This window comes from Streptomyces dryopteridis, from assembly GCF_049606955.1.
In the GTDB taxonomy this organism is placed as follows: domain Bacteria; phylum Actinomycetota; class Actinomycetes; order Streptomycetales; family Streptomycetaceae; genus Streptomyces.
Window position 1 is genome coordinate 5550001 of sequence record NZ_CP187113.1, and the last position, 24794, is coordinate 5574794.

Consider the following 24794-nt stretch of genomic DNA (forward strand, 5'->3'; position numbering starts at 1 on the left):
AACCTGGGGGATGACCTGTGGTTAGGGGTGAAAGGCCAATCAAACTCCGTGATAGCTGGTTCTCCCCGAAATGCATTTAGGTGCAGCGTCGTGTGTTTCTTGCCGGAGGTAGAGCACTGGATAGGCGATGGGCCCTACCGGGTTACTGACCTTAGCCAAACTCCGAATGCCGGTAAGTGAGAGCACGGCAGTGAGACTGTGGGGGATAAGCTCCATGGTCGAGAGGGAAACAGCCCAGAGCATCGACTAAGGCCCCTAAGCGTACGCTAAGTGGGAAAGGATGTGGAGTCGCAGAGACAACCAGGAGGTTGGCTTAGAAGCAGCCACCCTTGAAAGAGTGCGTAATAGCTCACTGGTCAAGTGATTCCGCGCCGACAATGTAGCGGGGCTCAAGCGTACCGCCGAAGTCGTGTCATTGCAGCAATAGGGCCAACGCCTGCTGTGATGGGTAGGGGAGCGTCGTGTGCCGGGTGAAGCAGCACCGGAAGGTAGTTGTGGACGGTTCACGAGTGAGAATGCAGGCATGAGTAGCGATACAAGAGTGAGAAACTCTTGCGCCGATTGACTAAGGGTTCCTGGGTCAAGCTGATCTGCCCAGGGTAAGTCGGGACCTAAGGCGAGGCCGACAGGCGTAGTCGATGGACAACCGGTTGATATTCCGGTACCCGCTTTGAAACGCCCAATATCGAATCCTCTGATGCTAAGACCGTGAAGCCGTCCTGGAGCCTTCGGGCAAAGGGGAGTGGTGGAGCCGTTGATCCAAGGTGGTAGTAGGTAAGCGATGGGGTGACGCAGGAAGGTAGTCCAGCCCGGGCGGTGGTAGTCCCGGGGTAAGGGTGTAGGCCGTGTGGTAGGCAAATCCGTCACACGTTAAGGCTGAGACCTGATGCCGAGCCGATTGTGGTGAAGTGGATGATCCTATGCTGTCGAGAAAAGCCTCTAGCGAGTTTCATGGCGGCCCGTACCCTAAACCGACTCAGGTGGTCAGGTAGAGAATACCGAGGCGTTCGGGTGAACTATGGTTAAGGAACTCGGCAAAATGCCCCCGTAACTTCGGGAGAAGGGGGGCCACGTCTGGTGATGAGTCTTGCACTCTGAGCTGGGGGTGGCCGCAGAGACCAGCGAGAAGCGACTGTTTACTAAAAACACAGGTCCGTGCGAAGCCGTAAGGCGATGTATACGGACTGACGCCTGCCCGGTGCTGGAACGTTAAGGGGACCGGTTAGTGACCTTTCGGGGTTGCGAAGCTGAGAACTTAAGCGCCAGTAAACGGCGGTGGTAACTATAACCATCCTAAGGTAGCGAAATTCCTTGTCGGGTAAGTTCCGACCTGCACGAATGGCGTAACGACTTCTCGACTGTCTCAACCATAGGCCCGGTGAAATTGCACTACGAGTAAAGATGCTCGTTTCGCGCAGCAGGACGGAAAGACCCCGGGACCTTTACTACAGTTTGATATTGGTGTTCGGTTCGGCTTGTGTAGGATAGGTGGGAGACTGTGAAGCGGCCACGCCAGTGGTTGTGGAGTCGTCGTTGAAATACCACTCTGGTCGTGCTGGATGTCTAACCTCGGTCCGTGATCCGGATCAGGGACAGTGTCTGATGGGTAGTTTAACTGGGGCGGTTGCCTCCCAAAGAGTAACGGAGGCGCCCAAAGGTTCCCTCAGCCTGGTTGGCAATCAGGTGTTGAGTGTAAGTGCACAAGGGAGCTTGACTGTGAGACCGACGGGTCGAGCAGGGACGAAAGTCGGGACTAGTGATCCGGCGGTGGCTTGTGGAAGCGCCGTCGCTCAACGGATAAAAGGTACCCCGGGGATAACAGGCTGATCTTCCCCAAGAGTCCATATCGACGGGATGGTTTGGCACCTCGATGTCGGCTCGTCGCATCCTGGGGCTGGAGTCGGTCCCAAGGGTTGGGCTGTTCGCCCATTAAAGCGGTACGCGAGCTGGGTTTAGAACGTCGTGAGACAGTTCGGTCCCTATCCGCTGTGCGCGTAGGAATATTGAGAAGGGCTGTCCCTAGTACGAGAGGACCGGGACGGACGAACCTCTGGTGTGCCAGTTGTCCTGCCAAGGGCATGGCTGGTTGGCTACGTTCGGGAGGGATAACCGCTGAAAGCATCTAAGCGGGAAGCCTGCTTCGAGATGAGTATTCCCACCTCCTTGAGAGGGTAAGGCTCCCAGTAGACGACTGGGTTGATAGGCCAGATGTGGAAGCCCGGTAACGGGTGAAGCTGACTGGTACTAATAGGCCGAGGGCTTGTCCTCAGTTGCTCGCGTCCACTGTGTTAGTTCTGAAATAACGAACTCCCGTTTGCCGGTTGAGTTCAGAATTTCATAGTGTTTCGGTGGTCATAGCGTTAGGGAAACGCCCGGTTACATTCCGAACCCGGAAGCTAAGCCTTTCAGCGCCGATGGTACTGCAGGGGGGACCCTGTGGGAGAGTAGGACGCCGCCGAACAATTATTGTGGGGGAGCCCCGCACCTTATGGTGCGGGGCTTTTCCGCGTTCCGGGCCCGTTTCGGGCGCACGGGGCGACGGTTCGGGTTCCCGGGGGCCGCGGGGTTCTCCTGTAGGGTCGTCGTGGTTCATCGTTCGCACGTTCAATCGCAGTGGAGGCCCCCGGGTGGAGGTCCAGGAGACTCGGGTCCAGACCGACCGAATTTTCACGATCCCGAACATTCTGAGCATGGCTCGCCTCGTCGGCGTCCCCGTGTTCCTGTGGCTCATTCTCGCCGAACACGACGGCTGGGCCCTCCTGGTGCTGATGTTCAGCGGGATCAGTGACTACCTCGACGGCAAACTCGCCCGGAAGTGGAATCAGATCAGCAGCCTCGGCCGGCTGCTCGACCCGGCCGCCGACCGGCTCTACGTTCTGTCCACCCTCTTCGGTCTGACCTGGCGCGAGATTCTCCCGCTGTGGCTCACCGCGGCCCTCCTGGTCCGCGAGCTGATGCTCCTGGTGATGGTGTGGATCCTCCGCCGTCACGGCTATCCGCCGCCGCAGGTCAACTTCCTCGGCAAGGCCGCGACCTTCAACCTCATGTACGCGTTCCCGCTCCTCCTGCTCAGCGACGGCAGCGGATGGCTCGCCTGGGTTGCGTCGGTATTCGGATGGGCGTTCGCTGGATGGGGTACAACCCTCTATTGGTGGGCAGGGATCCTGTATGTGGTCCAGGTCCGCCGGCTCGTCCGCGCGGACAGGGAGGCCACCACCCATTAGCTGATGCGCGAAGGGGGATTCTCCCGATATGAAGGCCGTCGTGATGGCCGGTGGCGAAGGCACACGTCTTCGCCCCATGACCTCAAGCATGCCCAAGCCGCTCCTGCCGGTGGCCAACAGGCCGATCATGGAGCACGTGCTGCGGCTGCTGAAGCGGCACGGTCTCACCGAGACCGTGGTCACCGTGCAGTTCCTCGCGTCACTCGTACGGAACTACTTCGGCGACGGCGAAGACCTCGGCATGGAACTCACCTATGCCAACGAGGAGAAGCCACTCGGGACCGCCGGCAGTGTGAAGAACGCCGAAGAGGCCCTCAAGGACGACTCCTTCCTGGTCATCTCGGGGGACGCCCTCACCGATTTCGACCTCACCGACCTGATCGCCTTCCACAAGGAGAAGGGCGCCCTCGTCACGGTGTGCCTGACCCGGGTCCCGAACCCGTTGGAGTTCGGCATCACGATCGTGGACGAAGAGGGCAAGGTCGAGCGCTTCCTGGAGAAGCCGACCTGGGGCCAGGTGTTCTCCGACACCGTCAACACCGGCATCTACGTGATGGAGCCCGAGGTCTTCGACTACGTCGCGGCCGACACCTCCGTGGACTGGTCCGGTGACGTGTTCCCGCAGCTCATGAAGGAAGGCCGGCCGATCTACGGCTACGTCGCCGAGGGCTACTGGGAGGACGTCGGCACCCACGAGAGCTACGTCAAGGCCCAGGCCGACGTCCTCGAGGGCAAGGTCCAGGTCGACATGGACGGCTTCGAGATCTCCCCCGGAGTCTGGGTCGCCGAAGGCGCCGAGGTCAGCCCCGACGCCGTGCTGCGCGGCCCGCTGTACATCGGCGACTACGCCAAGGTCGAGGCCGGGGTCGAGATCCGCGAGCACACCGTGGTCGGGTCCAACGTCGTCGTCAAGAGCGGCGCTTTCCTGCACAAGGCCGTGATCCACGACAACGTGTACCTCGGCCCCCACACCAACCTGCGCGGCTGCGTGATCGGCAAGAACACCGACATCATGCGGGCCGCCCGGATCGAGGACGGCGCCGTCATCGGCGACGAGTGCCTGGTGGGGGAGGAGTCCATCGTCCAGGGCAACGTCCGCGTGTACCCCTTCAAGACGATCGAGGCCGGCGCCTTCGTCAACACCTCCGTCATCTGGGAGTCCCGCGGCCAGGCCCACCTCTTCGGGGCGCGCGGGGTCTCCGGCATCCTCAACGTCGAGATCACCCCCGAGCTCGTCGTCAAACTCGCCGGGGCGTACGCCACCACCCTCAAGAAGGGCGCCATCGTCACCACGGCGCGCGACCACTCCCGAGGCGCGCGCGCCCTCAAACGCGCCGTGATCTCCGCGCTCCAGGCCAGCGCCATCGACGTGCGCGACCTGGAGAACGTGCCGCTGCCCGTGGCCCGCCAGCAGACCGCCCGCGGCAGCGCCGGCGGGATCATGCTGCGGACCTCGCCCGGGGTCCCCGACTCCGTCGACATCATGTTCCTCGACGAACGCGGCGCCGACCTCTCCCAGGCACAGCAACGCAAACTCGACCGGGTGTACGCCCGCCAGGAGTACCGGCGCGCCTTCCCCGGCGAGATCGGCGACCTGCAGTTCCCCTCCAGCGTCTTCGACTCCTACACCGGGTCCCTGCTGCGGCGCGTCGACACAACCGGCATCGCCGACGCCGGCCTGAAGGTGGTCGTGGACGCCTCCAACGGCAGCGCCGGGCTCGTTCTGCCCAGCCTGCTCGGGCGGCTCGGCGTCGACGCCCTCACCATCAACCCCGGGCTCGACGAGTCCCGGCCCACCGAGAGCGTCGAGTCCCGCCGCCGGGGCCTGGTCCGGCTCGGCGAGATCGTGGCCTCCGCCCGGGCCGCGTTCGGCGTCCGCTTCGACCCCGTCGGCGAGCGGATCTCGCTCGTCGACGAACGGGGCCGGATCATCGAGGACGACCGTTCCCTGCTCGTCCTCCTCGACCTCGTGGCCGCCGAACGCCGCAGCGGCCGGGTCGCCCTGCCCGTCACCACCACGCGGGTCGCCGAACAGGTCGCCGCCTACCACGGCACCCAGGTCGAGTGGACGACCACCTCGCCCGACGACCTCACCCGGGTCGGCCGGCAGGAGAACACCATCTTCGGCGGCGACGGGCGCGGCGGGTTCATCGTCCCCGAGTTCGGATCCGTCTTCGACGGCTCCGCCGCCTTCGTCCGGCTCATCGGGCTCGTGGCCCGCACCCAGCTCACCCTCAGCCAGATCGACGACCGCATCCCGCGCGCCCACGTGCACAAGCGCGACGTGCCCACCCCGTGGGCCGTCAAGGGCCTCGTCATGCGTCGCGTCGTCGAGGCCGCCGGGACCCGGACCGTCGACACCACCGACGGCGTGCGGATCGTGGAGGCCGACGGGCGCTGGGTGCTGGTCCTGCCCGACCCGGCCGAGGCCGTCACCCACCTGTGGGCCGAAGGCCCCGACAGCACCTCCGCCGAGGCCCTCCTCGACGAGTGGTCGACCGTGGTGGACGGCGCCGGCCGCTGAACCACCGGCGGCGCGCCGGGTGCCCCGGCCCGGGCCCGACGCGCCGCCCGCCCCCACATCCGGCGCATTGGGTGCGAGCCCCCGCGACGTGCGACGATGTGCGGCATGTCGCAGCCGTCCGAGCACCGGGACCCGGCTCCGTCCGGGACCACGGGCGGGCCCCGTTCGGCGCGCGGGCGCCTCGACGCCTCGATGTCCCTGCTCACCGACGCGATGCGGGACAGCCTCGACGCGGGCTACGCCGAGGCGCACGCCCGACGCGCCGCCGAGGGCCCCGCGTCCAAGGGCCGGACGGGCCTGCGCGGGCTGGCCCTGGGCGCCGGCGCGCTGCTCGTCGCCCTCGTGGTCACCCTCGGCGTGGAACACGCCCGCACCGCGGCCCCCACCCTCGCCAAGGAACGCGAGGAGCTCATCGACCGGGTTCGCGGGGCCGACGACCACGCCGACACCCTCGACCGCGAGATCGACGAACTCCGCGCCGATGTGGACCGGCGCAGGTCCGAGGCGTTGAAGGCGCACGGCGGCGACCAGGGTGCCCTGACGGCCCTGCTGGCGGGCGCGACCCCCGTGACCGGGCCCGGGATCGAGCTGACGGTGGACGACGCCAAGGGCGCGGGCTCCGGCACCGGCGGGCCGCGCGAGAACACCGGGTTCTCCGACTCCGGCCGGCTGCGCGACCGCGACATGCAGCGCATCGTGAACGGGCTGTGGGGCGCGGGCGCCGAGGCCGTCGCCATCAACGGCCAGCGGCTGACCGCGCTCTCCGCGATCCGGGCCGCCGGCGACGCGATACTCGTCGACAACCGTCCCCTGGTCCCGCCCTACGAGGTGCTGGTGATCGGGGACCCGAAGAAGCTCGGCACGGACTTCCCCGACAGTCCCGACGGACAGTACCTGCACGTCCTGAAGGAGAGTTACGGGATCCAGTACAAGATCACCGCGCGGGACGAGGTCACGTTGCCGGCCGCGTCCGGCCTGACCGTCCGTTCGGCAACGGCCGCCCCGGCGGCTCCAGTGGGGAAGGGTGCATCGTGATCGCGGTTCTGGGCCTGGTGGCCGGGGTGGTGGTCGGCCTGTTCGTGCGGCCGGAGGTGCCGGCGCTCGTGCAGCCGTACCTGTCGATCGCCGTGGTCGCCGCCCTCGACGCCGTCTTCGGCGGCCTGCGGGCCATGCTGGACGGCATCTTCGTCGACAAGGTCTTCGTGGTCTCGTTCCTGTCGAACGTGGTCGTGGCCGCCCTGATCGTGTTCCTCGGCGACCAGCTCGGCGTCGGCTCCCAGCTGTCCACCGGTGTGGTCGTGGTGCTCGGCATCCGGATCTTCTCCAACGCCGCCGCCATCCGCCGTCACGTCTTCCGGGCCTGAGGCCGCCGATGAACGAACCACGCGTCCCCGGACCCGAGCCCGTCGACCCCCGGTCGGCCTGGGCCTCCGGTTCCGTGCCCGCCGGCCCCGAACCGGAACCGCCGCCCGGCGAACCGCCGGCGCCGGACGGCCGACGGCGGCTGGCCGGCGCCCTGTGGCCGCCGCGGATCAGCCGTTCCCAGGTGATCGTGGCCCTGTTGCTGTTCACCCTCGGGCTGGGCCTGGCCATCCAGGTGCGCTCCACCAACGAGTCCGATCCGCTGCGCGGCGCGCGGCAGGAGGACCTCGTGCGGATCCTCGACGAGCTCGACGGCCGCACCAAGCGGCTGGAGGAGGAGAAGCAGGGACTGGAGGCCCAGCGCAAGGAGTTGGAGACCAGCTCCAACCAGGCCGCCGAGGCGCGCCGCCAGAACGTCGAGAAGGAGCGCCAACTGGGCATCCTGGCCGGTACGGTGGCGGCCGAGGGGCCCGGGATCACGCTGCGGATCTCGGACCCGGCGAAGAAGGTCGAGGCCGACATGCTGTTGGACGCCGTCCAGGAACTCCGCGCGGCCGGCGCGGAGGCCATCCAACTGAACGACGTGCGGCTGGTGGCCGGGTCCTATTTCGCCGGTTCGGGCGGAGAGGTGACGGTGGACGGAACCGCGATCGCCCGGCCGTTCGTGTTCCGGGTCATCGGCAGGCCGCAGGACCTGGAGCCCGCTCTGAACATCCCCGGGGGCGTCGTGCAGACCCTGGAGAAGGAGCAGGCCACGTCCACCGTCGTCCGCTCTGCGAAGATCGTCGTGGACGCCTTGCGGCCTGCGGAGCAGCCTGACTACTCTCGGTCGTCATCGCCGTGAGGCGGGACGGTCGAGGGAGTGGCCCGCGCGGGATCGTGCCCGCGGGGGGTCGACGCACCGAAGAGGCGGTGCGTGGTGGAAACTGTCCGGTGGTCGCGGACGTTGTCAGAATGTCCGGGTCGGCAGGTGTGTGTGACGAAGGTTCGTCCTGCCCCACGGGCGGGTCTGTTTCGGTCAAGGGGAATCGCCCGTGAAGTTGTTTGAGAAGTTGTTCGGCAAGAAGAAGCGTGAGGAAAGCGGAACGGCTCGGCATCGCGCCGGCCACGGTTCCGCCGAGGACCAGGGCGAGCGTCCCCTGTTCCGGGACGAGGTGGCGGGCACCGGAGGGCATCCCGGAGGACACGCCGCGTCGACGGTTGACCCCGCCGGTTCCGGACGCATAGGTTTCGGTGAACCATCAACCTCAAGTGCGGGTGGAGGGTTCACGCCCGACCCGTACGCCACCCATGCCTCCGCGGGAGCACCGCGGCACGAGGAGCCGTCCATGTCGGCCGTGCAGGTCTGCAGCAGGTGTGGTCACCGCAGTGACGCGGTGAGCCGGTTCTGCTCCAACTGCGGTGCTCCGCTGCGGCCGGGTCTGACTCCGGAGCGCGCTTCGGAGACCACGTCCACCATCTCGATCTCGGGTCTCGAGGCATACGAGGCCGAGGCGACGGGTCAGCACCTGTCCCCCTCGCTCTCCCCCGAGGCCGAGGCCGCGGTGAACGCGCTGCCGCCCGGCTCCGCCCTGCTGATCGTGCGGCGCGGCTCCAACTCCGGCAGCCGCTTCCTTTTGGACGGCGACCTCACGACCGCCGGTCGACACCCGCAGAGCGACATCTTCCTGGACGACGTCACCGTCTCCCGGCGGCACGTCGAGTTCCGCAGGGTCGCCGGCGGCGGGTTCACCGTGGCCGACGTCGGCAGCCTCAACGGCACGTACGTCAACCGCGAGCCCATCGAGACGGTCGGCCTCCACAACGGCGACGAGGTGCAGATCGGCAAGTACCGGCTCGTCTTCTACGCGAGCCTGCGGAGCATCTGACCCGGAAGGGGTCCGATCCATGCTGCGTACACCGACAGGCGGTGCCGGCAACGGCACCGCCGGCTCGGCCGGCCGTCTGGTGAGCATCGGCACGGTGCTCACCAGGCTCCGCGACGAGTTCCCCGAGGTCACCATCTCGAAGATCCGCTTCCTGGAGGCGGAAGGGCTCGTGGAGCCCAGCCGGACCCCTTCGGGGTACCGCAAGTTCAGCGCCGAGGACATCGAGCGACTGGCCCGGATCCTGCGCCTCCAGCGGGACCACTACCTCCCGCTCAAGGTGATCCGGGAGCAGCTCGACGCGATCGACCGGGGCGAACGGCCCCGGGTGCCCGCCCCGGCCGCCCCCGGCGACGCGGAGGCCCCCGGCGGGCCCGAGCGGGGCGCGGGCGTCGTGCTCGGCGTCGTGGAGAACCCCACCGTGGCCCGGATCGGGCGGGCCGAACTGCTCGCGGCCGCCGAGGTGGACGAGGAACGGCTCGCGGAGTGGGAGTCCTACGGGCTGGTCGCCGAGGACGCCGTCGGCGGGTTCGACGCCGACACCGTGGTCGTGGCCCGGCTGTTGGCCGATCTCGGCCGGCACGGCCTGGAACCCCGGCACCTGCGGGCCATGAAGGCGGCCGCGGAACGCGAGGCGGGGCTCGTGGAGCAGCTCGTGGCACCGTTGCGGCGGCACCGCAACCCCCAGACCCGCGCGCACGCCGAGGCGCACACCAAGGAGCTCGCGGGGCTGTCCGTGCGGCTGCACGAGGCCCTGGTCCGGACCGCTCTCGGGGTGCGGCTGCACTGAGCAGCGGCAATCCGACTACCCAAACCCTCCGTGCACGGCCTAGGGTTGCTGTGTGAACGAGCTCGACGTTGTGGGTGTCCGGGTCGAAATGCCCTCGAACCAGCCGATCGTGCTCCTGCGTGAAGTGGGAGGCGATCGGTACCTCCCCATCTGGATCGGACCGGGCGAGGCGACCGCGATCGCCTTCGCCCAGCAGGGCATGGCACCGGCCAGGCCGCTGACGCACGACCTGTTCAAGGACGTGCTGGAGGCGCTCGGCGAGGAGCTGACCGAGGTCAGGATCACGGATCTGCGGGAGGGCGTGTTCTACGCGGAGCTGGTCTTCGCCAGTGGCGCGGAGGTGAGCGCGAGGCCCTCCGACGCCATAGCGCTGGCGCTGCGCACGGGGACGCCGATCTTCGGCAGCGAGGGGGTGCTCGACGACGCGGGCATCGCGATCCCGGACGAGCAGGAGGACGAGGTGGAGAAATTCCGCGAGTTCCTCGACCAGATCTCGCCCGAGGACTTCGGTACCGGAAACCAGTGACCAACGGTCGGTCCTGCCGGCGCCGCGTGGGGCCCATCGGAGAGCCGGTCACCCTCGGTGAGGGGATCCGGCCCGGTGGGCCCGTTCCGTGTTCGCAGCGTGACGGCGGGTGGGGAACTCGTCGGGACACCCCGTCCGGGGACGCGTCGCGGACCCGGAATTCACGGCCCATTCGAGTAGCCTTTCCCCGAAATGAGGCACGGGAAACCACTCTCAGGGTGATTGTCACTCGGCACGGCGAGTGTGGCGATCGTTGACGCACCCCTGGTGACTGCCTACCGTCGATGTGGCAGGTCAAGGACGGAGGGTCGGGCGTGAGGATCACGGGCGACGGTACGACCGGGGGCACCCCCGTGCGCGGCGGGGGCGGGCCGTTCCCGCGGCACGGCTCCGGCTCCGACCCGGCGCGCCGCGGGCCGGACGAGGACGCCGCCGACGCGGCGGACGGCGGAGAGGGCGGCGAGGAGCCCGCCGAACTGATCGGCTACCGGGGCCCGACGGCGTGCGCCGCCGCCGGCATCACCTACAGACAGCTGGACTACTGGGCCCGCACGGGTCTGGTCGAGCCGAGCATCCGGCCCGCGCACGGCTCCGGCACCCAGCGGCTCTACGGCTTCCGCGACGTGGTCGTGCTGAAGATCGTCAAGCGCTTCCTGGACACCGGCGTCGGGCTGCAGAACATCCGTACCGCCGTGCGCCACCTCCAGGCCCGGGGCTTCGCCGACCTGGAGCGGGTCACGCTGATGAGCGACGGGGCCACCGTCCACGAGTGCACCTCCCCCGATCAGGTGGTGGAGCTCCTCCAGGGCGGCCAGGGGGTCTTCGGGATCGCGGTGGGCGTGGTCTGGCGGGACGTGGAGGCGGCCCTCGCGCAGCTGCACGGGGAGCGCGTGGACACCGGGGAGACCCTGATCCGGCCGAATCCGGCCGACGAGCTCGCGGCCCGCCGCAACCGGGCCGGCTGAGTCCGGGGAACCCGAACGCGCGAGCGGTGTCACGTGTGCTCGCACGTGAGTGCGCCCGATTGTCGGTGGCATCGGGCAGCATCGGGGGGTGAGATCCGCGCCGACCATCCTGCACCTCGACATGGACGCCTTCTACGCCTCGGTGGAGCAGGCGGCGAAGCCCAGCCTGCGCGGGAAGCCGGTGATCGTCGGCGGGCTCGGACCGCGCGGGGTGGTGGCCACCGCCTCCTACGAGGCCCGGGTCTTCGGGGTGCACTCGGCGATGCCGACCGCCCAGGCCCGCCGTCGCTGTCCGAACGGCGCCTACCTCGTGCCCCGGTTCGAGCTCTACCGGGCGGTGAGCGACCGTGTGATGGGGCTGCTGCGCGAGCTGTCCCCGTTGGTGGAGCCGCTGAGCCTGGACGAGGCGTTCGTGGACCTGGAGGCCGGCGGGGTGGCCTTCGACGAGCCCTCGGCGCGGCGGGTGGGGGAGGAACTGCGGGCCGCGATCCTGGCCGCGACCACGCTCAGCGGCTCGGTGGGGCTGGCCGGGTCCAAGATGCTGGCGAAGGTGGCGTCGGAGGAGGCCAAGCCGGACGGGCTGCTGCTGATCGCGCCCGGGACGGAGCGGGAACTGCTGGCGCCGATGTCGGTGCGGACCCTGCCCGGGGTCGGGCCGGCCACCGGCGAACACCTGCGGCGGGCCGGGATCACCCTGGTGGGCCATCTGGTGGAGGCCGGGGAGGACGAACTGACGCGGATGGTGGGGCGGGCCCACGGGCCGGCCCTGTACCGGATGGCGCTGGGCCTGGACGACCGGCCGGTGGTCGCCGAACGGGACGCGAAATCGGTGTCCGTGGAGGACACCTTCGACGTGGACCTGCACGATCGGCTGCGGATCCGGGCGGAGGTCGCGCGGCTGGCCGACCGGTGCGTGCGGCGGCTGCGGGCCTCGGGGCACTCGGGGCGGACCATCGTGCTGAAGGTGCGGCGCTACGACTTCTCCACCCTGACCCGCTCCGAGACCCTGCGCGGGCCCACCGACGACCCCGTGGTGGTGCGGGAGGCGGCGGCGCGGCTGCTGGAGGGCGTGGACACCACGGGCGGGGTGCGGCTGCTGGGGGTGGGCGTCTCGGGCCTGGCCGACTACACCCAGGAGGACCTCTTCGCGCAGGCCCTCGGGGAGCGGGAGGAGGAGGCCGCGGCGGAGGCGGCGGCCGCCGAGCCGGAACCGGCCGAGGGGGCCGGGACGGGGGCCGAGGGCGCGGAGGGCGAGGCGCCGGACGGGCCGCGAGAGCTGCCCGGGGCCCCCGGGTCCGACGTGCGGCACGCGGTGTACGGGCCGGGGTGGGTGCAGGGCAGCGGGCACGGGTGGATCACCGTGCGCTTCGAGCGGCCCGGTCCGGTGCCGGGCCGCTCGCGGACCTTCCGCACGAGCGATCCGGAGCTGTCGGCGGGGGAGCCGCTGCCGCTGCCCGACGCCCGGGGGCCGGCGGTCCCGTGGGCGCCGCCGACGGAGAGCGGGGAGAAGTCCGGGGACGTTGCGCCGGACGGGGCCGAGGGGGCCCCGGGGGCGGTCGGGGCCTGAGGGGCGGGGCGGGTGAGCCGCCGCCCCTCAGCCGTTCCTGGGGTCCTCCTCGGGCATCCGCCCGAAGTCCCGGTCCCGGCCCGGTCCGACGGGCGGCGGGGCGCCGCCCGGCAGGGTCACGTCGAGCCCGTAGTGGTGGTAGAGCTGCAGCTCCTGCTCGGGCGAGAGGTGCCGGCCCACCCCGAAATCGGGCGCGTCCCGGATCAGGGAGCGTTCGAAGGGCACGTACAGCGTGTCGCCCACCAGTTCGCTCGGCTCCAACGGGACGAACGCGTCCCGGCTGAAGATGCCGGTGCGGACGGCGGCCCATTCGGGCACCCCGGTCGCGTCGTCGAGGTACACCTCGTCCACGGTGCCGATCTTGGCCCCGTTGCGGTCGAACGCCTTGCGGCCGATCAGGCTGCGCGGATCGATGTCGGTCTGCACGGTCCCTCCAACGGGTCGCAACTCCTCCGTTGTGACCACAAAACGGCATTTCCGGGGGGTGGGCCACTCGACCGACTCCCGAGTGGGGCCCCGAACCCCGCTGGTAGGCTGGGTCACGGCTGTCGACCCTGTGCGGGAGAGTCCTCCGTTCGAACCTGACGGAGGCGCCGAAGGAGCAACTCCTCCCCGGAATCTCTCAGGCAGACGTACCGCACGGACGAGGCCACTCTGGAAAGCAGGGTCGGGGGTCGACCGCGCCGGTGGCCGGTTCCCTTTCCTCACCGACGGTGAAAGCCGGCGCGTCCCGGGCGACCCCCGAGCGCACCGGTGAAGCTCTCAGGTCGAGATGACAGAGGGGGAGGCCGTTCGGGTGCCCGCGCCGTGGTGCCCCTCGCAGGTCGTACAGACCCAGGAGGCCTCCGTACATGACCGCCAACCGCATTTCGCTCACCCAGCTTGAGCGAGGCATCCCCTTCGAGCAGCGCCACATCGGCCCGGATGCCGAGGCGCAGGCGAAGATGCTCGCCCAGGTGGGCTACGGCTCCCTGGACGAACTGACCGCTGCCGCGGTCCCGGACGTGATCAAGAGCGCCGAGGCGCTGAACCTCCCCGGTGCCCGCACCGAGGCCGAGGTGCTGGCCGAACTGCGCTCGCTCGCCGACCGCAACCAGGTGCTGACGTCGATGATCGGCCTCGGCTACCACGACACCTTCACCCCGCCGGTGATCCTGCGGAACGTGATGGAGAACCCGTCCTGGTACACGGCCTACACCCCGTACCAGCCGGAGATCTCCCAGGGCCGCCTGGAGGCCCTGCTGAACTTCCAGACGGTCGTGGCCGACCTCACCGGCCTGCCCACCTCCGGGGCCTCCCTCCTCGACGAGGGCACCGCCGCCGCCGAGGCCATGACGCTGGCCCGCCGCGTCGGCAAGGTCAAGGGCGGGGTCTTCCTCGTGGACGCCGACGCCCTGCCCCAGACCATCGCCGTGATCGAGACCCGCGCCGAGCCCACCGGCATCGAGGTCGTCGTCGCCGACCTGTCGGCCGGCATCCCCGAGGAGATCGCCGAGCGCGGGATCTTCGGCGCGCTGATCCAGTACCCCGGCGCCTCCGGCGCGGTCCGCGACATCAAGCCGCTGATCGACCGCGCGCACGAGCTCGGCGCGATCGTGGCCGTCGCCGCCGACCTCCTCGCCCTGACCCTGCTCACCTCGCCCGGTTCCCTCGGCGCGGACATCGCGGTCGGCACCACCCAGCGCTTCGGCGTCCCCATGGGCTTCGGCGGCCCGCACGCCGGCTACATGGCCGTCCAGGCCAAGCACGCCCGTTCGCTGCCCGGCCGGCTCGTCGGCGTCTCGGTGGACGCGGACGGCAACAAGGCATACCGCCTGGCCCTCCAGACCCGCGAGCAGCACATCCGCCGCGAGAAGGCCACCAGCAACATCTGCACCGCGCAGGTCCTCCTCGCGGTGATGGCCGGCATGTACGCCGTCTACCACGGCCCGGACGGCCTCAAGGAGATTGCGCGGCGCACCCACCGGTACGCGACCCTCCTCGCGGCCGGCCTGCGCGCCGGCGGGGTCGAGCTCGCGCACGAGGCGTTCTTCGACACCGTCACCGCCGTCGTCCCCGGCCGCGCCGACGCCGTGGTCACCGCCGCCCGCGAGGCCGGCGTGAACCTGCACCGCGTGGACGCCGACCGCGTCTCGATCTCCTGCGACGAGACCACCACCCGCGCCGCCCTGACCGCCGTGTGGGGCGCCTTCGGCGTCACCGCCGACGTGGCCGCCCTCGACGAGAGCACCCCCGAGGCGCTGCCCGAGGCCCTGCTGCGCGCCGACCAGTACCTCACCCACCCGGTCTTCCACCAGCACCGCTCCGAGACGGCCATGCTGCGCTACCTGCGCCGACTGTCCGACAAGGACTACGCGCTGGACCGGGGCATGATCCCGCTCGGCTCCTGCACCATGAAGCTCAACGCCACCACCGAGATGGAGTCGGTGACCTGGCCCGAGTTCGGCCGCATGCACCCCTTCGCCCCGATCGAGCAGGCCCAGGGCTACGCCACGCTCATCACGGAGCTGGAGGAACGTCTCTGCGAGGTCACCGGCTACGACAAGGTCTCGATCCAGCCGAACGCCGGTTCGCAGGGCGAGCTCGCGGGCCTCCTCGCCGTCCGCGCCTACCACCGCGCCAACGGCGACGAGCAGCGCACCGTCTGCCTCATCCCCTCCTCCGCGCACGGCACCAACGCGGCCAGCGCCGTCATGGCCGGCATGAAGGTGGTCGTGGTCAAGACCGCCGAGGACGGCGAGGTGGACGTCGCCGACCTCACCGCCAAGATCGAGCTGCACCGCGAGGAACTCGCCGTGCTCATGATCACCTACCCCTCCACGCACGGGGTCTTCGAGGAGCACGTCGCCGACATCTGCGCCCGGGTGCACGAGGCCGGCGGCCAGGTCTACGTGGACGGCGCCAACCTCAACGCCCTGGTCGGCCTCGCCAAGCCCGGCCACTTCGGCGGCGACGTCTCGCACCTGAACCTGCACAAGACCTTCTGCATCCCGCACGGCGGCGGCGGCCCCGGCGTCGGCCCGGTCGGCGTCCGCGCCCACCTCGCGCCCTTCCTGCCCAACCACCCGCTCCAGCCCACCGCCGGCCCCGAGACAGGCGTCGGCCCGATCTCGGCCGCCCCCTGGGGCTCCGCCGGCATCCTGCCGATCTCCTGGTCCTACGTCCGGCTGATGGGCGGCGAGGGCCTCAAGCGCGCCACCCAGGTCGCGGTGCTCGGCGCGAACTACATCGCCAAGCGCCTGGAGCCGCACTACCCGGTGCTCTACACCGGCCCGGCCGGGCTCGTGGCCCACGAGTGCATCGTGGACCTGCGCCCGCTCACCAAGGCCACCGGCGTCAGCGTGGACGACATCGCCAAGCGCCTGATCGACTACGGCTTCCACGCCCCGACCATGTCCTTCCCGGTGGCCGGCACGCTGATGATCGAGCCCACCGAGTCCGAGGACCTGACGGAGATCGACCGGTTCTGCGACGCGATGATCGCGATCCGCGCCGAGATCGAGAAGGTCGGCTCGGGCGAGTGGCCGGCCGGGGACAACCCCCTGGCCAACGCCCCGCACACGGCCGCCGCGCTCGGTGGCGACTGGGAGCACGCCTACACGCGGAACGAGGCGGTCTTCCCCGGCGGCGTGAACGCGGCCGAGAAGTACTGGCCGCCGGTGCGCCGGATCGACGGCGCGTTCGGCGACCGCAACCTGGTCTGCTCCTGCCCGCCCCTGGACGAGTACGAGGGCTGAGCCGGCCCCCGCGCGCGGGTGAGGTGACGAAGGGCGGGCCGGGGACGGTGTCCCCGGCCCGCCCTTCGGCGTTCGGTCCTCGGGCGGCGCGCGAGCGGCTCGCTCAGGCGGCGGTCGCCACCCCGGCCGCGATCAGCGGCCGGTGCGGGGCGAACACCCGCCCGTCGGGCAGCAGGCCCCCGGTGTCCTCGAAGAGCAGGACGCCGTTGCACAGCAGGCTCCACCCCTGTTCGGGGTGACCGGCCACGGTGCGGGCGGCCTCCCGGTCGGTGGACTCGGCTGACGGGCAGGCTGGCTGGTGCTGGCACATGGCTGCGTTCTTTCGCTGCGTCGTGGACTGTGTGCTACGGCTCGGTACGTCTGACATCGCCGTCCCCCAGGGTCACCCCCGCGTCGACGCGGGGAGCGGATGCTCAGTCTTCCCCCAAGACAGGCCGTTCGCAGGGATTTCCCGCCGGCTGTCCTCACAGAGTCAGGACGCGTCACCCTCGCGGGCGGTTCGACACCGCCCACCGGTCCCTTCGGATGGTTCCGGCCGGCCCGAACGGGCCGGCCGGAGGGTCCGAACGGGTCAGGCCGCCGCTTCGCGCGCCAGGGCCTCCCGCGCGAGGGCCGGCGGGGCCAGTCGATGGGTCATCACCGGCAGCAACTCCGAGACCGGGTGCGGCCGGTGGGCCGCGATCCCGGGCGGCGCCGGGGCCAGCGGCACCAGCAGATCGGCCGGGGCGGGCAGACCGGCCGCCGGGTTGGCGTTCACCGCCCCGTGCAACCACAGGGTCAGCATGTACAGCTCCGGTACGGACAGCAGTCTGGGCTGCACGTCGCGTCCGAGGGACTCGGCCTGGCGCAGGGCCCGTTCGGTGGAGGCCACGTAGGGGCCCTCGAAGAAGTGCGAGAAGACCCAGCCGTCGGGGGTCAGGCGGGTCTCGGCGGCGGCCACGTACCGGTCCCCGCCGCGGATCAGGAACCGCCACCCCACCAGACGGGTGCGCGGCGGACGACCGTCCGCGCCGGCCGTGACGCGGTCCAGCACGTGGACGGGGAGCGGGAGTTCGGGGGTGAGTCGGCCTTGGAGGGCACGCAGGGACGGCGTGTGGGCCTCGTGGACCGCGGTGGGCGAACCGAGGGCGGCGAGGACGCCGCGAAGGGCGGCGGCGGGGGCCGGGGGGAGGTGCAGCGGCATGATGACGGGTCGCCTCTCACTGTGGGAGACCGGTGGAGCGGGGCAGGGGCGTGCGGGGGTGCGGACGGCGCTGTCGCGTTCCGGGGTCAGAGGGGGCCGGGAGGGGCGATGGCCGCGCTCCCACTCTCTGCCTCGTGGTGCGGAGTTTATACGACATGTGTTCACGCGGTGTTTCCGGGGGCTGTCCCGGCCATTGCGAACCAGCCGTTCACCGTACCCGCTGACGTGGATTTCATGCCCGGTGCGTGCGGAAGTCACGCCCTGACCTCGGAGGTTACCGGACGTGTCGATCGCTGGAAAGGGGCCGAATTCCGAAGCGGGCACATCCGGGCGGGAATTGCGTCTTGCCACATGCCGGATGAATGTGCCGACGCGCCGTCTCGGCCAAACCGGCGCGCGCCGGTGGCCCGGGGCCCCGATCGGGCGTTAGGGATCACCGGGGCGGGGCATCATCGACCGTGACGCGCGCCCCGGGTCAGCAGGGGAGCATCCGAGGAGGGACGCCTCGATGGGGGAGAAGGTCGTGGCAGGCGGATTCGACCTGTCCGATCGGCAGCGGTATCGGCGCAAGCTCCACGAGTGTCTGGAGGGGCTGGAGCGACTGCTGGCGGAGAAGAGGTTCGATCGGCCCAAGAACATGATGGGGCTGGAGATCGAGTTGAATCTCGCGGGTGCGGACGGACTGCCGAGAATGCTGAATGCGGAGGTGCTGGAGCGTATTGCGAGCTCCGATTTCCAGACCGAACTCGGAATGTTCAACCTGGAGGTCAACATACTCCCGCACCGTCTCGACGGCAGGGTTTTCGACCGACTCGCCGAGGAGATCGGCACCGGTATCGGATACGCGCACCGACAGGCCGCCGAGATCGACGCCGGCGTGGTCATGATCGGGATCCTGCCGACGTTGGCGAGCGAGGACCTCGTGCCCGCGAACCTGTCCGCCGTGGACCGGTACGCGCTGCTCAACGACCAGATCCTGTCGATGCGGGGGGAGGACTTCACCCTCGACATCGACGGGGTCGAACGCCTGGAGTGCACCTCGGGCTCGATCGTGCCCGAGGCCGCGTGCACCTCCGTGCAACTGCACCTGCAGGTCACCCCGGGCCGGTTCGCCGACGTGTGGAACGCGGCCCAGGCCGCCGCCGCCGTGCAGATAGCCGTCGGCGCCAACTCCCCGTTCCTCTTCGGGCGGGAGCTGTGGCGGGAGTCCCGGCCGCCGCTGTTCCAACAGGCCACCGACACCCGCCCGCCGGAGCTCCAGGCCCAGGGGGTCCGGCCCCGGACCTGGTTCGGGGAGCGCTGGGTGGACTCGGCGCGCGAGCTGTTCGCCGAGAACGTGCGCTACTTCCCCGCCCTGCTGCCCATCTGCGACGAGGAGGAGCCGCTGCGGGTGCTCGACGCGGGCGGGGTGCCCGCGCTGCGCGAACTCGTGCTGCACAACGGGACCGTCTACCGGTGGAACCGGCCCGTGTACGGGGTCGTGGACGGGGTCCCGCACCTGCGGGTCGAGAACCGGGTGCTGCCGGCCGGCCCGACCGTCGCCGACGTGGTGGCCAACGCGGCCTTCTACTACGGTCTCGTGCGCACCCTGGCCGACGAGCCGCGCCCGGTGTGGGGACGGCTGCCGTTCGCCGAGGCCGAGGCGAATTTCGACGCCGCCTGCCGGTACGGCATCGAGGCCCGGCTGCGGTGGCCGCGCCGGGGCCGCTCGGGCGGGCTCGCGGCGGTGCCGGCGGTGCGGCTGGTCCTGGACGAGCTGCTGCCGATGGCCGCCGCCGGGCTCGACGCCTGGGGCATCGACCCGGCCGACCGCGACCACTACCTCGGGATCATCGAGGAGCGCTGTCTGCGCCGGGTCAACGGGGCCTCCTGGCAGGTGGAGACCTACCACCGGGCGCTGGCGGACGGACTGGACCGGCGGGCCGCGCTCGTCGCGACCACCCGTCGGTACACGGAGCTGTCCCACCGGGGCGAGCCCGTGCACACCTGGCCGGTCGGGCTCGCGGGGGCGGGGGCGGCGGCCGGGCGCTGAGCGGCCCGCCCCGGGGCCGGGGCGCGCCGTGCCCGATCCACAGGTCCACCCGGCACCATGGTCCGGTCAAGGAGTGGGCCGTGGGACGGGAGCGAACGTGCGGGTGGACGGGCCGGTGGCGGCGGGAGCGGGCGGGAACGGCGGAGCGGGCGGGTCGGCCGGAGCGGGCGGCGGGCCGGCGGGCGGGGGCGGGTCGGCGGGGCCGCTCGATCCGCTCGGCCTCGGTCTCGACGAGGGCCGGCGGCGCCGCACGCTGCGCGACGAGACCCTGCTCGTGCTCGGCCTGTCGCTGGGCGCCAGCGGGGTCTCCTCGCTGATCAGTTTCGTCGGCTCGCTCACCAAACCCGGCGGGCTGGCCGACCAGGCGGCCACCCTCAACGGGTCCGCCGCCCCCGGCCGGCCCTGGCTCGACCTGTCCTGGCAGCTCTTCGGGATCGCCTCCGCGCTGGTGCCCGTGCTGCTCGTGGCCCACCTGCTCACCCGTGAGGGCGCGCCCGGGCTGCGGGTGCTGGGCTTCGACCGGACCCGGCCCGGGTTCGACCTCGGGCGCGGGCTGCTGGTGGCGGCGGGCATCGGCAGCGCGGGGCTCGCGTTCTACCTCGGCACCCGGGCCTTCGGGCTGAACCTGACGGTGGTGCCGGAGGCGCTGCCGGGGGTGTGGTGGAAGTTCCCGGTGCTGCTGCTGTCCGCCGTGCAGAACTCGGTGGTCGAGGAGGTCATCGTGCTGGGCTACCTGGTGCGGCGGCTGGACGGGCTGCGCTGGTCGCCGGTGGCGGTGCTGCTGGGCAGTTCCCTGCTGCGCGGCTCCTACCACCTGTACCAGGGCATCGGCGGGTTCGTGGGCAACGCGGTGATGGGCGCGGTGTTCGTGCTGCTGTACCGCAAGTGGGGGCGGGTGGGGCCGCTGGTCGTGGCGCACGCCCTCCTCGACATCGTGGCCTTCGGCGGGTACGCGCTGCTGGCCGGGCACGTGAGCTGGCTGCCGACGGCGCCCTGAGGGCGCGGGCGCCCTGCCGGGGAGTCAGGCGGGGGGAGCGGCCCGCAGTTCGGCGTCGAGGACCGTCACGGCGTGTCCCGCGACGAGGGTGCGGGGGCCGTCGAGCCGCACCCGGACCAGCCCCGTGCGGGCGCCGCCCTGCCGGCCGACCAACTCGCGCCGGCCGCCCAGGCGCGGGGACCAGAACGCGGCCAGGGCGGTGTGCGCGCCGCCCGTGACGGGGTCCTCGTCGATGCCGACGGCCGGGGCGAAGCTACGGGAGGCGAAGTCCCAGCCCCGGGCCGGGTCCTCGGCCGGGGCGGTCACCATCACGCCGGGGTGCCAGGCGCGCAGCGCGGTGAGGTCGGGCACGACGGCGCGCACGGCCGCCTCGTCGGGCAGTTCCACGATCAGGTCGCCCACGTGCGGGTCGGTGGCGTGGACGGAGAGCACGGGCGCGCCGCCGAGGGCCTCGCGGAGCCCGTCGGGCACGGGCACCGCGGTGGTGGCGCAAGCGGGCAAGGAGAGGGTGACCAGGCCGTCGGCGGCGACGGCGGCGGTGAGGATCCCGGCGCGGGTGCGGAAACGGGCCGTGCCGTCCGGGGCGAGGCGGCCGGCACGGGCCAGGACGTGCGCGGTGGCGAGGGTGGCGTGCCCGCACAGGTCGACCTCGGTGGTCGGCGTGAACCAGCGCAGCGCCCAGTCCGCGCCGGAGCCCGGGGGAAGGGGGTGGGCGAAGGCGGTCTCGGCGTGGTTGACCTCGGCGGCGACGGCGCGCAGCCAGTCGTCGGCGGGGAAGCCCGACTCCAGCAGGAGGACCCCGGCGGGGTTTCCGTGGAAGGGCCGTTCGGCGAAGGTGTCGACGATCCGCAGGCGCACGCGCCGACGTTACCTCGCTCGGCGGCCGTGAGGGGGGCGTGGCTCAGGGGGGCGAGGCGACCCCGATCGGGGTCTGCTTCGGCCGGAGTGCGGCCTCCAGGAGGGGCCAAGCGTCGAGTTCCGTCGGGCCGCGGTCGGTGGGGTGCCAACCCGCGGTGAGGGCCGCGTCCAGGAGGGCTCGGACGGCGCCGGGTTCGTGGAGGTTCAGGCCGGGTCCCGCGACGAGGCCCACGTCCCCGGAGCCGAAGGGGGCGCCGCCGGGGACGTACCGGTCGGGGCCGGCGGCGAAGACCAGGCGCAGCGGGCCGCCGGAGCCGGCCGGGCTCGGGGTGAGGGTGAGGATCTGGCGGCAGTCGGCGGCCCGGCCCTCGGCGTCCCGGGTGTGCGCGTGGCGGATCCGCCACCGGTACACGCGGCCGTGGGCGGTCAGCGGGCGGGACTTCTTCTCCTTGCGGGGCACGCGGCCAGTCCACCACGGCCCGCACCCGGCTGACCAGCGGTTTCGCACAGGGTTGTCGTAAGCGTGTTTCCGATATATCGTTGAGGCATCGCAACCGATCGGTGACGGTCGGAGCGAGTTTTCGAACCAGACCCATTTCTTCAGGAAAGGAGCGCAGTCATGCGTTCACACGGACACGAACACGAGCGGCACGAGCACGGTCGGGGTCACGGGCACTGCGGGCCGGACCGCCGGGGTCCGGGGGAGTTCGAGGGACGACGGGCCGCCTTCGGCCCCTTCGGCCCTCCCTTCGGCGGCGGACCCTTCGGGGGACGCGGCGGACGGGGCGGCCCGCGCGGTCGCGCCGGCCGCGGGGACGTCAGGGCCTCGATCCTGGCCCTCCTGACCGACCGCCCGATGCACGGCTACGAGATGATCCGCGAGATCGGCGAGCGCAGCGGCGGGGCCTGGAAGCCCAGCCCCGGCTCGGTCTACCCCACCCTCCAGATGCTGGAGGACGAGGGGCTGATCGCCGGCCAGAGCGAGGGTGGCAAGAAGCTGTTCGCGCTCACCGAGGCCGGTCGCGCCGAGGCCGAGGCCGGCCCCGACGCCCCCTGGGACGAGGCCGCGCGCGGCTTCGACCGCGAGGCGATGCACGAGGTCCGCCAGGCCGGAGCCGGCCTGATGGAGGCATTCGGGCAGGTGTTCCGCAGCGGCACCCCCGAGCAGCGGCAGAAGGCCGTCGCGGTGATCAACGAGGCCCGCAAGAAGCTCTACCTGATCCTCGCCGACGAGCACTGACCCGCACGCGGGCGACGACGGGACCCCGGGCCCGAGGCCCCGTCGTCCGTCGCCCGCTCCCGGACGCGACGAAGGCGCCCGCACCACCCCCGACCGGGGCGGTGCGGGCGCCTTTCGCGTGCCCGGGAGCGGCGCCGGGGTCTCAGGCGACCAGGCCGGCCAGTCGGCGCAGGGACTCGTTCAGCGCGGCGCCCGCCGAGTCCTTCAGCTTGCCCGCCATCAGGGCCACCGCCGCGCCCGTGAACTCGCCGTCGATGCGGACCGTGGTCGCCCCGCCGTCCGGGACCAGGGTGTAGCGGGTGCTGATGAGCACGCCCATCGGGCCCTTGCCCGAGATGGCCAGCACCCGGGCGGGCTCCAGTTCCGCCACGGTCCAGGTGACCTCGGCGGGGAAGCCCATCATCTTCATGTTCTCCGGGAACGTGGCCCCGACCGCGAGATCCGCCGGGCCGCCCTTGGGGAAGTCGGTGTGGGTCATGCTCCACTGCCCGTACGCGTCCCAGTCCGTCAGCTGGGTCCAGATCCGCTCGGCGGGAGCCTCGATGCGGGATTCGGCGGTCACTTCGGCCATGGGGCCACCCCTTCTTCCTCGGACTCGGTGCGCCGGAACGTAGTGCGGGGGAGTGGAACACACAAGACTGACGACCAGTCAGATATCCCGGGCGGGCCGCCCCGAGGGCCCCCGCCGTCTCAACAGGCGTCACCCCCGTGACGGTCCTGACGGCGGCTGCCATGATGGCCCGATGCACGTCTCAGGGAAGAACGCCGGACTGGGCCTCGCCCTGCTCTCGGCCTGCGCGTTCGGCGGCTCGGGAGTCGCCGCCAAGCCGCTCATCACCGCGGGGATCGACCCCCTCCACATGGTCTGGCTGCGGGTGGCCGGCGCCGCCCTCGTCCTCGCCCCGCTGGCCTGGCGCCACCGCGACCTGCCGCTGCGCCGACCCGGGCTGCTGCTCGGCTTCGGCCTCGTCGCCGTCGCCGGGGTGCAGGCGTTCTACTTCGCCTCCCTGTCCCGGATCCCGGTGGGCGTGGCCCTGCTCCTCGAATACCTCGGCCCCGCCCTGCTCCTGGGGTACATCCGCTTCGTGCAGCGCAAACCCGTCACCCGGGCCGCCGCCGGCGGCGCGGCCGTGGCCGTGGCCGGACTGGCCTGCGTCGTGCAGATCTGGTCCGGGCTCACCCTCGACCCGATCGGCGTCCTCCTCGGCCTGGCCGCCGCCTGCTGCCAGGCGTTCTACTTCGTCTTCTCCGACCAGGGCAGCGACCGGGGCGAGGCCCCCGACCCGCTCGGCGTGATCGCCTACGGGATGCTGATCGGCACCCTCGCCATGACCTTCGTGGCCCGGCCCTGGAACCTCGACTGGGCCGTGCTCGGCGGCAGCGCCGAGTTCGCGGGCACCGAACTGCCCGCCTGGACCCTGCTCGCCTGGGTGGTGCTGGTGGCCACCGTGCTCGCCTACGTCACCGGGGTGATCTCGGTGCGCCGACTCTCCCCGCAGGTCGCCGGCGTGGTGGCCTGCCTGGAGGCCGTCGTGGCCACCGTGTTCGCCTGGATCCTGCTCGGCGAACACCTCGAACCCCCGCAAATGCTCGGCGGGCTGCTCGTCCTCGGCGGCGCCCTGATCGCCCAGTCCTCCCGACCCGCCGCGCCCGACCCCGTCGCCGGCTCCACCCCGCCCGGGGTCGCCGTCACCGTGGCCGACCCCACCCCGCCCCGCGACCGGGTCTGACCCCGTGCCGTAGAGTGCCCGCCATGCCGAACACCGCCGTGCTCCCGCCTCCCGCCGCCCGCTGACGCGGGCCGCCGGGCCGGGAAACCGAGCCGATCGACCGCCGCCCGGGGGGTGAACGCCCCCGGGCCGGCGCGTGCTGCCCGCGTGGAGACGAACCTCTTCCCGTCTTCCCGCCCGGCCGGCGCGCCGCC

Annotated in this window: 21 protein-coding genes, 2 rRNA genes and 1 riboswitch (1 of these 24 running past the window's edge); of the genes, 17 read left to right on the top strand and 6 right to left on the bottom strand. The window is 71.1% G+C overall.

The features are described from left to right. The 12 genes from ACN20G_RS23990 to ACN20G_RS24045 all read left to right on the top strand — a co-directional run. Positions 1 to 2268, top strand: a 23S ribosomal RNA gene (locus tag ACN20G_RS23990) (it extends 851 nt beyond the left edge of the window). Positions 2269 to 2344: 76 nt separating this feature from the next. Then, positions 2345 to 2461 (top strand): 5S ribosomal RNA (rrf, locus tag ACN20G_RS23995). A 166-nt stretch (positions 2462 to 2627) separates the two neighbouring features. Next, positions 2628 to 3224, top strand: coding sequence for a CDP-alcohol phosphatidyltransferase family protein (locus ACN20G_RS24000; protein WP_424214877.1), 597 nt, complete (start codon positions 2628 to 2630; stop codon positions 3222 to 3224). Between the two features lie 28 nt (positions 3225 to 3252). Further along, positions 3253 to 5748 carry a sugar phosphate nucleotidyltransferase gene (locus tag ACN20G_RS24005; protein ID WP_424214878.1) on the top strand — a complete coding sequence of 832 codons (2496 nt, stop codon included), beginning with the start codon at positions 3253 to 3255 and terminating at the stop codon, positions 5746 to 5748. A 96-nt stretch (positions 5749 to 5844) separates the two neighbouring features. Further along, a complete protein-coding gene (locus ACN20G_RS24010) occupies positions 5845 to 6783 on the top strand; it encodes a DUF881 domain-containing protein (protein ID WP_424214879.1) in 939 nt (312 codons plus the stop codon). After that, positions 6780 to 7112 carry a small basic family protein gene (locus ACN20G_RS24015; protein WP_424214880.1) on the top strand — a complete coding sequence of 111 codons (333 nt, stop codon included), beginning with the start codon at positions 6780 to 6782 and terminating at the stop codon, positions 7110 to 7112. Before ACN20G_RS24010 ends, ACN20G_RS24015 begins: the two co-directional genes overlap by 4 nt. 8 nt (positions 7113 to 7120) lie before the next feature. Next, positions 7121 to 7954, top strand: a complete 834-nt coding sequence (locus ACN20G_RS24020; RefSeq protein ID WP_424214881.1) for a DUF881 domain-containing protein — start codon at positions 7121 to 7123, stop codon at positions 7952 to 7954. 148 nt (positions 7955 to 8102) lie between these two features. After that, entirely contained in the window at positions 8103 to 8978 is an 876-nt protein-coding gene (locus tag ACN20G_RS24025) for an FHA domain-containing protein (protein ID WP_424215656.1), read from the top strand. A 19-nt stretch (positions 8979 to 8997) separates the two neighbouring features. After that, complete coding sequence (locus ACN20G_RS24030; RefSeq protein WP_424214882.1) at positions 8998 to 9765, top strand: MerR family transcriptional regulator; 768 nt, start codon at positions 8998 to 9000, stop codon at positions 9763 to 9765. Positions 9766 to 9817: 52 nt separating this feature from the next. Beyond that, a complete protein-coding gene (locus tag ACN20G_RS24035; RefSeq protein WP_424214883.1) occupies positions 9818 to 10291 on the top strand; it encodes a bifunctional nuclease family protein in 474 nt (157 codons plus the stop codon). 314 nt (positions 10292 to 10605) lie between these two features. Then, complete coding sequence (locus ACN20G_RS24040) at positions 10606 to 11256, top strand: MerR family transcriptional regulator (RefSeq protein WP_424214884.1); 651 nt, start codon at positions 10606 to 10608, stop codon at positions 11254 to 11256. Positions 11257 to 11344: 88 nt separating this feature from the next. Beyond that, entirely contained in the window at positions 11345 to 12823 is a 1479-nt protein-coding gene (locus ACN20G_RS24045) for a DNA polymerase IV (RefSeq protein WP_424214885.1), read from the top strand. Between the two features lie 27 nt (positions 12824 to 12850). Here the strand turns inward: ACN20G_RS24045 and ACN20G_RS24050 are convergent, their stop codons facing one another. Further along, entirely contained in the window at positions 12851 to 13249 is a 399-nt protein-coding gene (locus ACN20G_RS24050; protein ID WP_424214886.1) for a PRC-barrel domain-containing protein, read from the bottom strand. A 123-nt stretch (positions 13250 to 13372) separates the two neighbouring features. Further along, a riboswitch (glycine riboswitch) is annotated at positions 13373 to 13471 on the top strand. 203 nt (positions 13472 to 13674) lie between these two features. On the opposite strand from ACN20G_RS24050, the gene gcvP reads away from it, so the two are divergent. Beyond that, positions 13675 to 16560, top strand: coding sequence for an aminomethyl-transferring glycine dehydrogenase (gene gcvP, locus ACN20G_RS24055; protein ID WP_424214887.1), 2886 nt, complete (start codon positions 13675 to 13677; stop codon positions 16558 to 16560). 103 nt (positions 16561 to 16663) lie between these two features. On the opposite strand, the gene ACN20G_RS24060 is transcribed toward gcvP, so the two are convergent. After that, positions 16664 to 16870: a DUF5999 family protein gene (locus ACN20G_RS24060; protein ID WP_424214888.1), complete on the bottom strand. Its 207-nt coding sequence runs from the start codon at positions 16868 to 16870 to the stop codon at positions 16664 to 16666. Positions 16871 to 17131: 261 nt separating this feature from the next. Beyond that, positions 17132 to 17743 carry a hypothetical protein gene (locus tag ACN20G_RS24065; protein WP_424214889.1) on the bottom strand — a complete coding sequence of 204 codons (612 nt, stop codon included), beginning with the start codon at positions 17741 to 17743 and terminating at the stop codon, positions 17132 to 17134. 508 nt (positions 17744 to 18251) lie between these two features. On the opposite strand from ACN20G_RS24065, the gene ACN20G_RS24070 reads away from it, so the two are divergent. Together ACN20G_RS24070 and ACN20G_RS24075 are read left to right on the top strand one after the other, a co-directional pair. Continuing rightward, entirely contained in the window at positions 18252 to 19775 is a 1524-nt protein-coding gene (locus ACN20G_RS24070; RefSeq protein WP_424214890.1) for a glutamate-cysteine ligase family protein, read from the top strand. A 253-nt stretch (positions 19776 to 20028) separates the two neighbouring features. Next, on the top strand, positions 20029 to 20772 hold the full coding sequence (locus tag ACN20G_RS24075; protein ID WP_424215657.1) for a CPBP family intramembrane glutamic endopeptidase: 744 nt from the start codon (positions 20029 to 20031) through the stop codon (positions 20770 to 20772). A 24-nt stretch (positions 20773 to 20796) separates the two neighbouring features. Here the strand turns inward: ACN20G_RS24075 and ACN20G_RS24080 are convergent, their stop codons facing one another. Both ACN20G_RS24080 and ACN20G_RS24085 read right to left on the bottom strand, forming a co-directional pair. Continuing rightward, on the bottom strand, positions 20797 to 21630 hold the full coding sequence (locus ACN20G_RS24080; RefSeq protein WP_424214891.1) for a PhzF family phenazine biosynthesis protein: 834 nt from the start codon (positions 21628 to 21630) through the stop codon (positions 20797 to 20799). A gap of 43 nt (positions 21631 to 21673) precedes the next feature. Continuing rightward, positions 21674 to 22090 carry a hypothetical protein gene (locus ACN20G_RS24085; protein ID WP_424214892.1) on the bottom strand — a complete coding sequence of 139 codons (417 nt, stop codon included), beginning with the start codon at positions 22088 to 22090 and terminating at the stop codon, positions 21674 to 21676. 159 nt (positions 22091 to 22249) lie between these two features. Between ACN20G_RS24085 and ACN20G_RS24090 the strand changes: the two genes are divergently transcribed. Further along, the gene (locus ACN20G_RS24090; protein WP_424214893.1) at positions 22250 to 22870 is read left to right on the top strand and encodes a PadR family transcriptional regulator; all 621 of its coding nucleotides are present in this window, start codon (positions 22250 to 22252) and stop codon (positions 22868 to 22870) included. A gap of 142 nt (positions 22871 to 23012) precedes the next feature. On the opposite strand, the gene ACN20G_RS24095 is transcribed toward ACN20G_RS24090, so the two are convergent. Beyond that, a complete protein-coding gene (locus ACN20G_RS24095) occupies positions 23013 to 23441 on the bottom strand; it encodes a type II toxin-antitoxin system Rv0910 family toxin (protein ID WP_424214894.1) in 429 nt (142 codons plus the stop codon). A gap of 172 nt (positions 23442 to 23613) precedes the next feature. Here ACN20G_RS24095 and ACN20G_RS24100 point away from each other — a divergent pair, with 172 nt between their 5' ends. After that, a complete protein-coding gene (locus ACN20G_RS24100) occupies positions 23614 to 24600 on the top strand; it encodes an EamA family transporter (RefSeq protein ID WP_424214895.1) in 987 nt (328 codons plus the stop codon). Positions 24601 to 24794: the final 194 nt, after the last annotated feature.

Coding starts and splice junctions, on each gene's coding strand:
- ACN20G_RS24060 (WP_424214888.1), bottom strand. CDS start 16,870: ATGTGCCAGCACCAGCCAGCCTGCCCGTCAGCCGAGTCCACCGACCGG.
- ACN20G_RS24090 (WP_424214893.1), top strand. CDS start 22,250: ATGCGTTCACACGGACACGAACACGAGCGGCACGAGCACGGTCGGGGT.
- ACN20G_RS24005 (WP_424214878.1), top strand. CDS start 3,253: ATGAAGGCCGTCGTGATGGCCGGTGGCGAAGGCACACGTCTTCGCCCC.
- ACN20G_RS24070 (WP_424214890.1), top strand. CDS start 18,252: ATGGGGGAGAAGGTCGTGGCAGGCGGATTCGACCTGTCCGATCGGCAG.
- ACN20G_RS24065 (WP_424214889.1), bottom strand. CDS start 17,743: ATGCCGCTGCACCTCCCCCCGGCCCCCGCCGCCGCCCTTCGCGGCGTC.
- gcvP (WP_424214887.1), top strand. CDS start 13,675: ATGACCGCCAACCGCATTTCGCTCACCCAGCTTGAGCGAGGCATCCCC.
- ACN20G_RS24020 (WP_424214881.1), top strand. CDS start 7,121: ATGAACGAACCACGCGTCCCCGGACCCGAGCCCGTCGACCCCCGGTCG.
- ACN20G_RS24100 (WP_424214895.1), top strand. CDS start 23,614: ATGCACGTCTCAGGGAAGAACGCCGGACTGGGCCTCGCCCTGCTCTCG.
- ACN20G_RS24010 (WP_424214879.1), top strand. CDS start 5,845: ATGTGCGGCATGTCGCAGCCGTCCGAGCACCGGGACCCGGCTCCGTCC.
- ACN20G_RS24030 (WP_424214882.1), top strand. CDS start 8,998: ATGCTGCGTACACCGACAGGCGGTGCCGGCAACGGCACCGCCGGCTCG.
- ACN20G_RS24095 (WP_424214894.1), bottom strand. CDS start 23,441: ATGGCCGAAGTGACCGCCGAATCCCGCATCGAGGCTCCCGCCGAGCGG.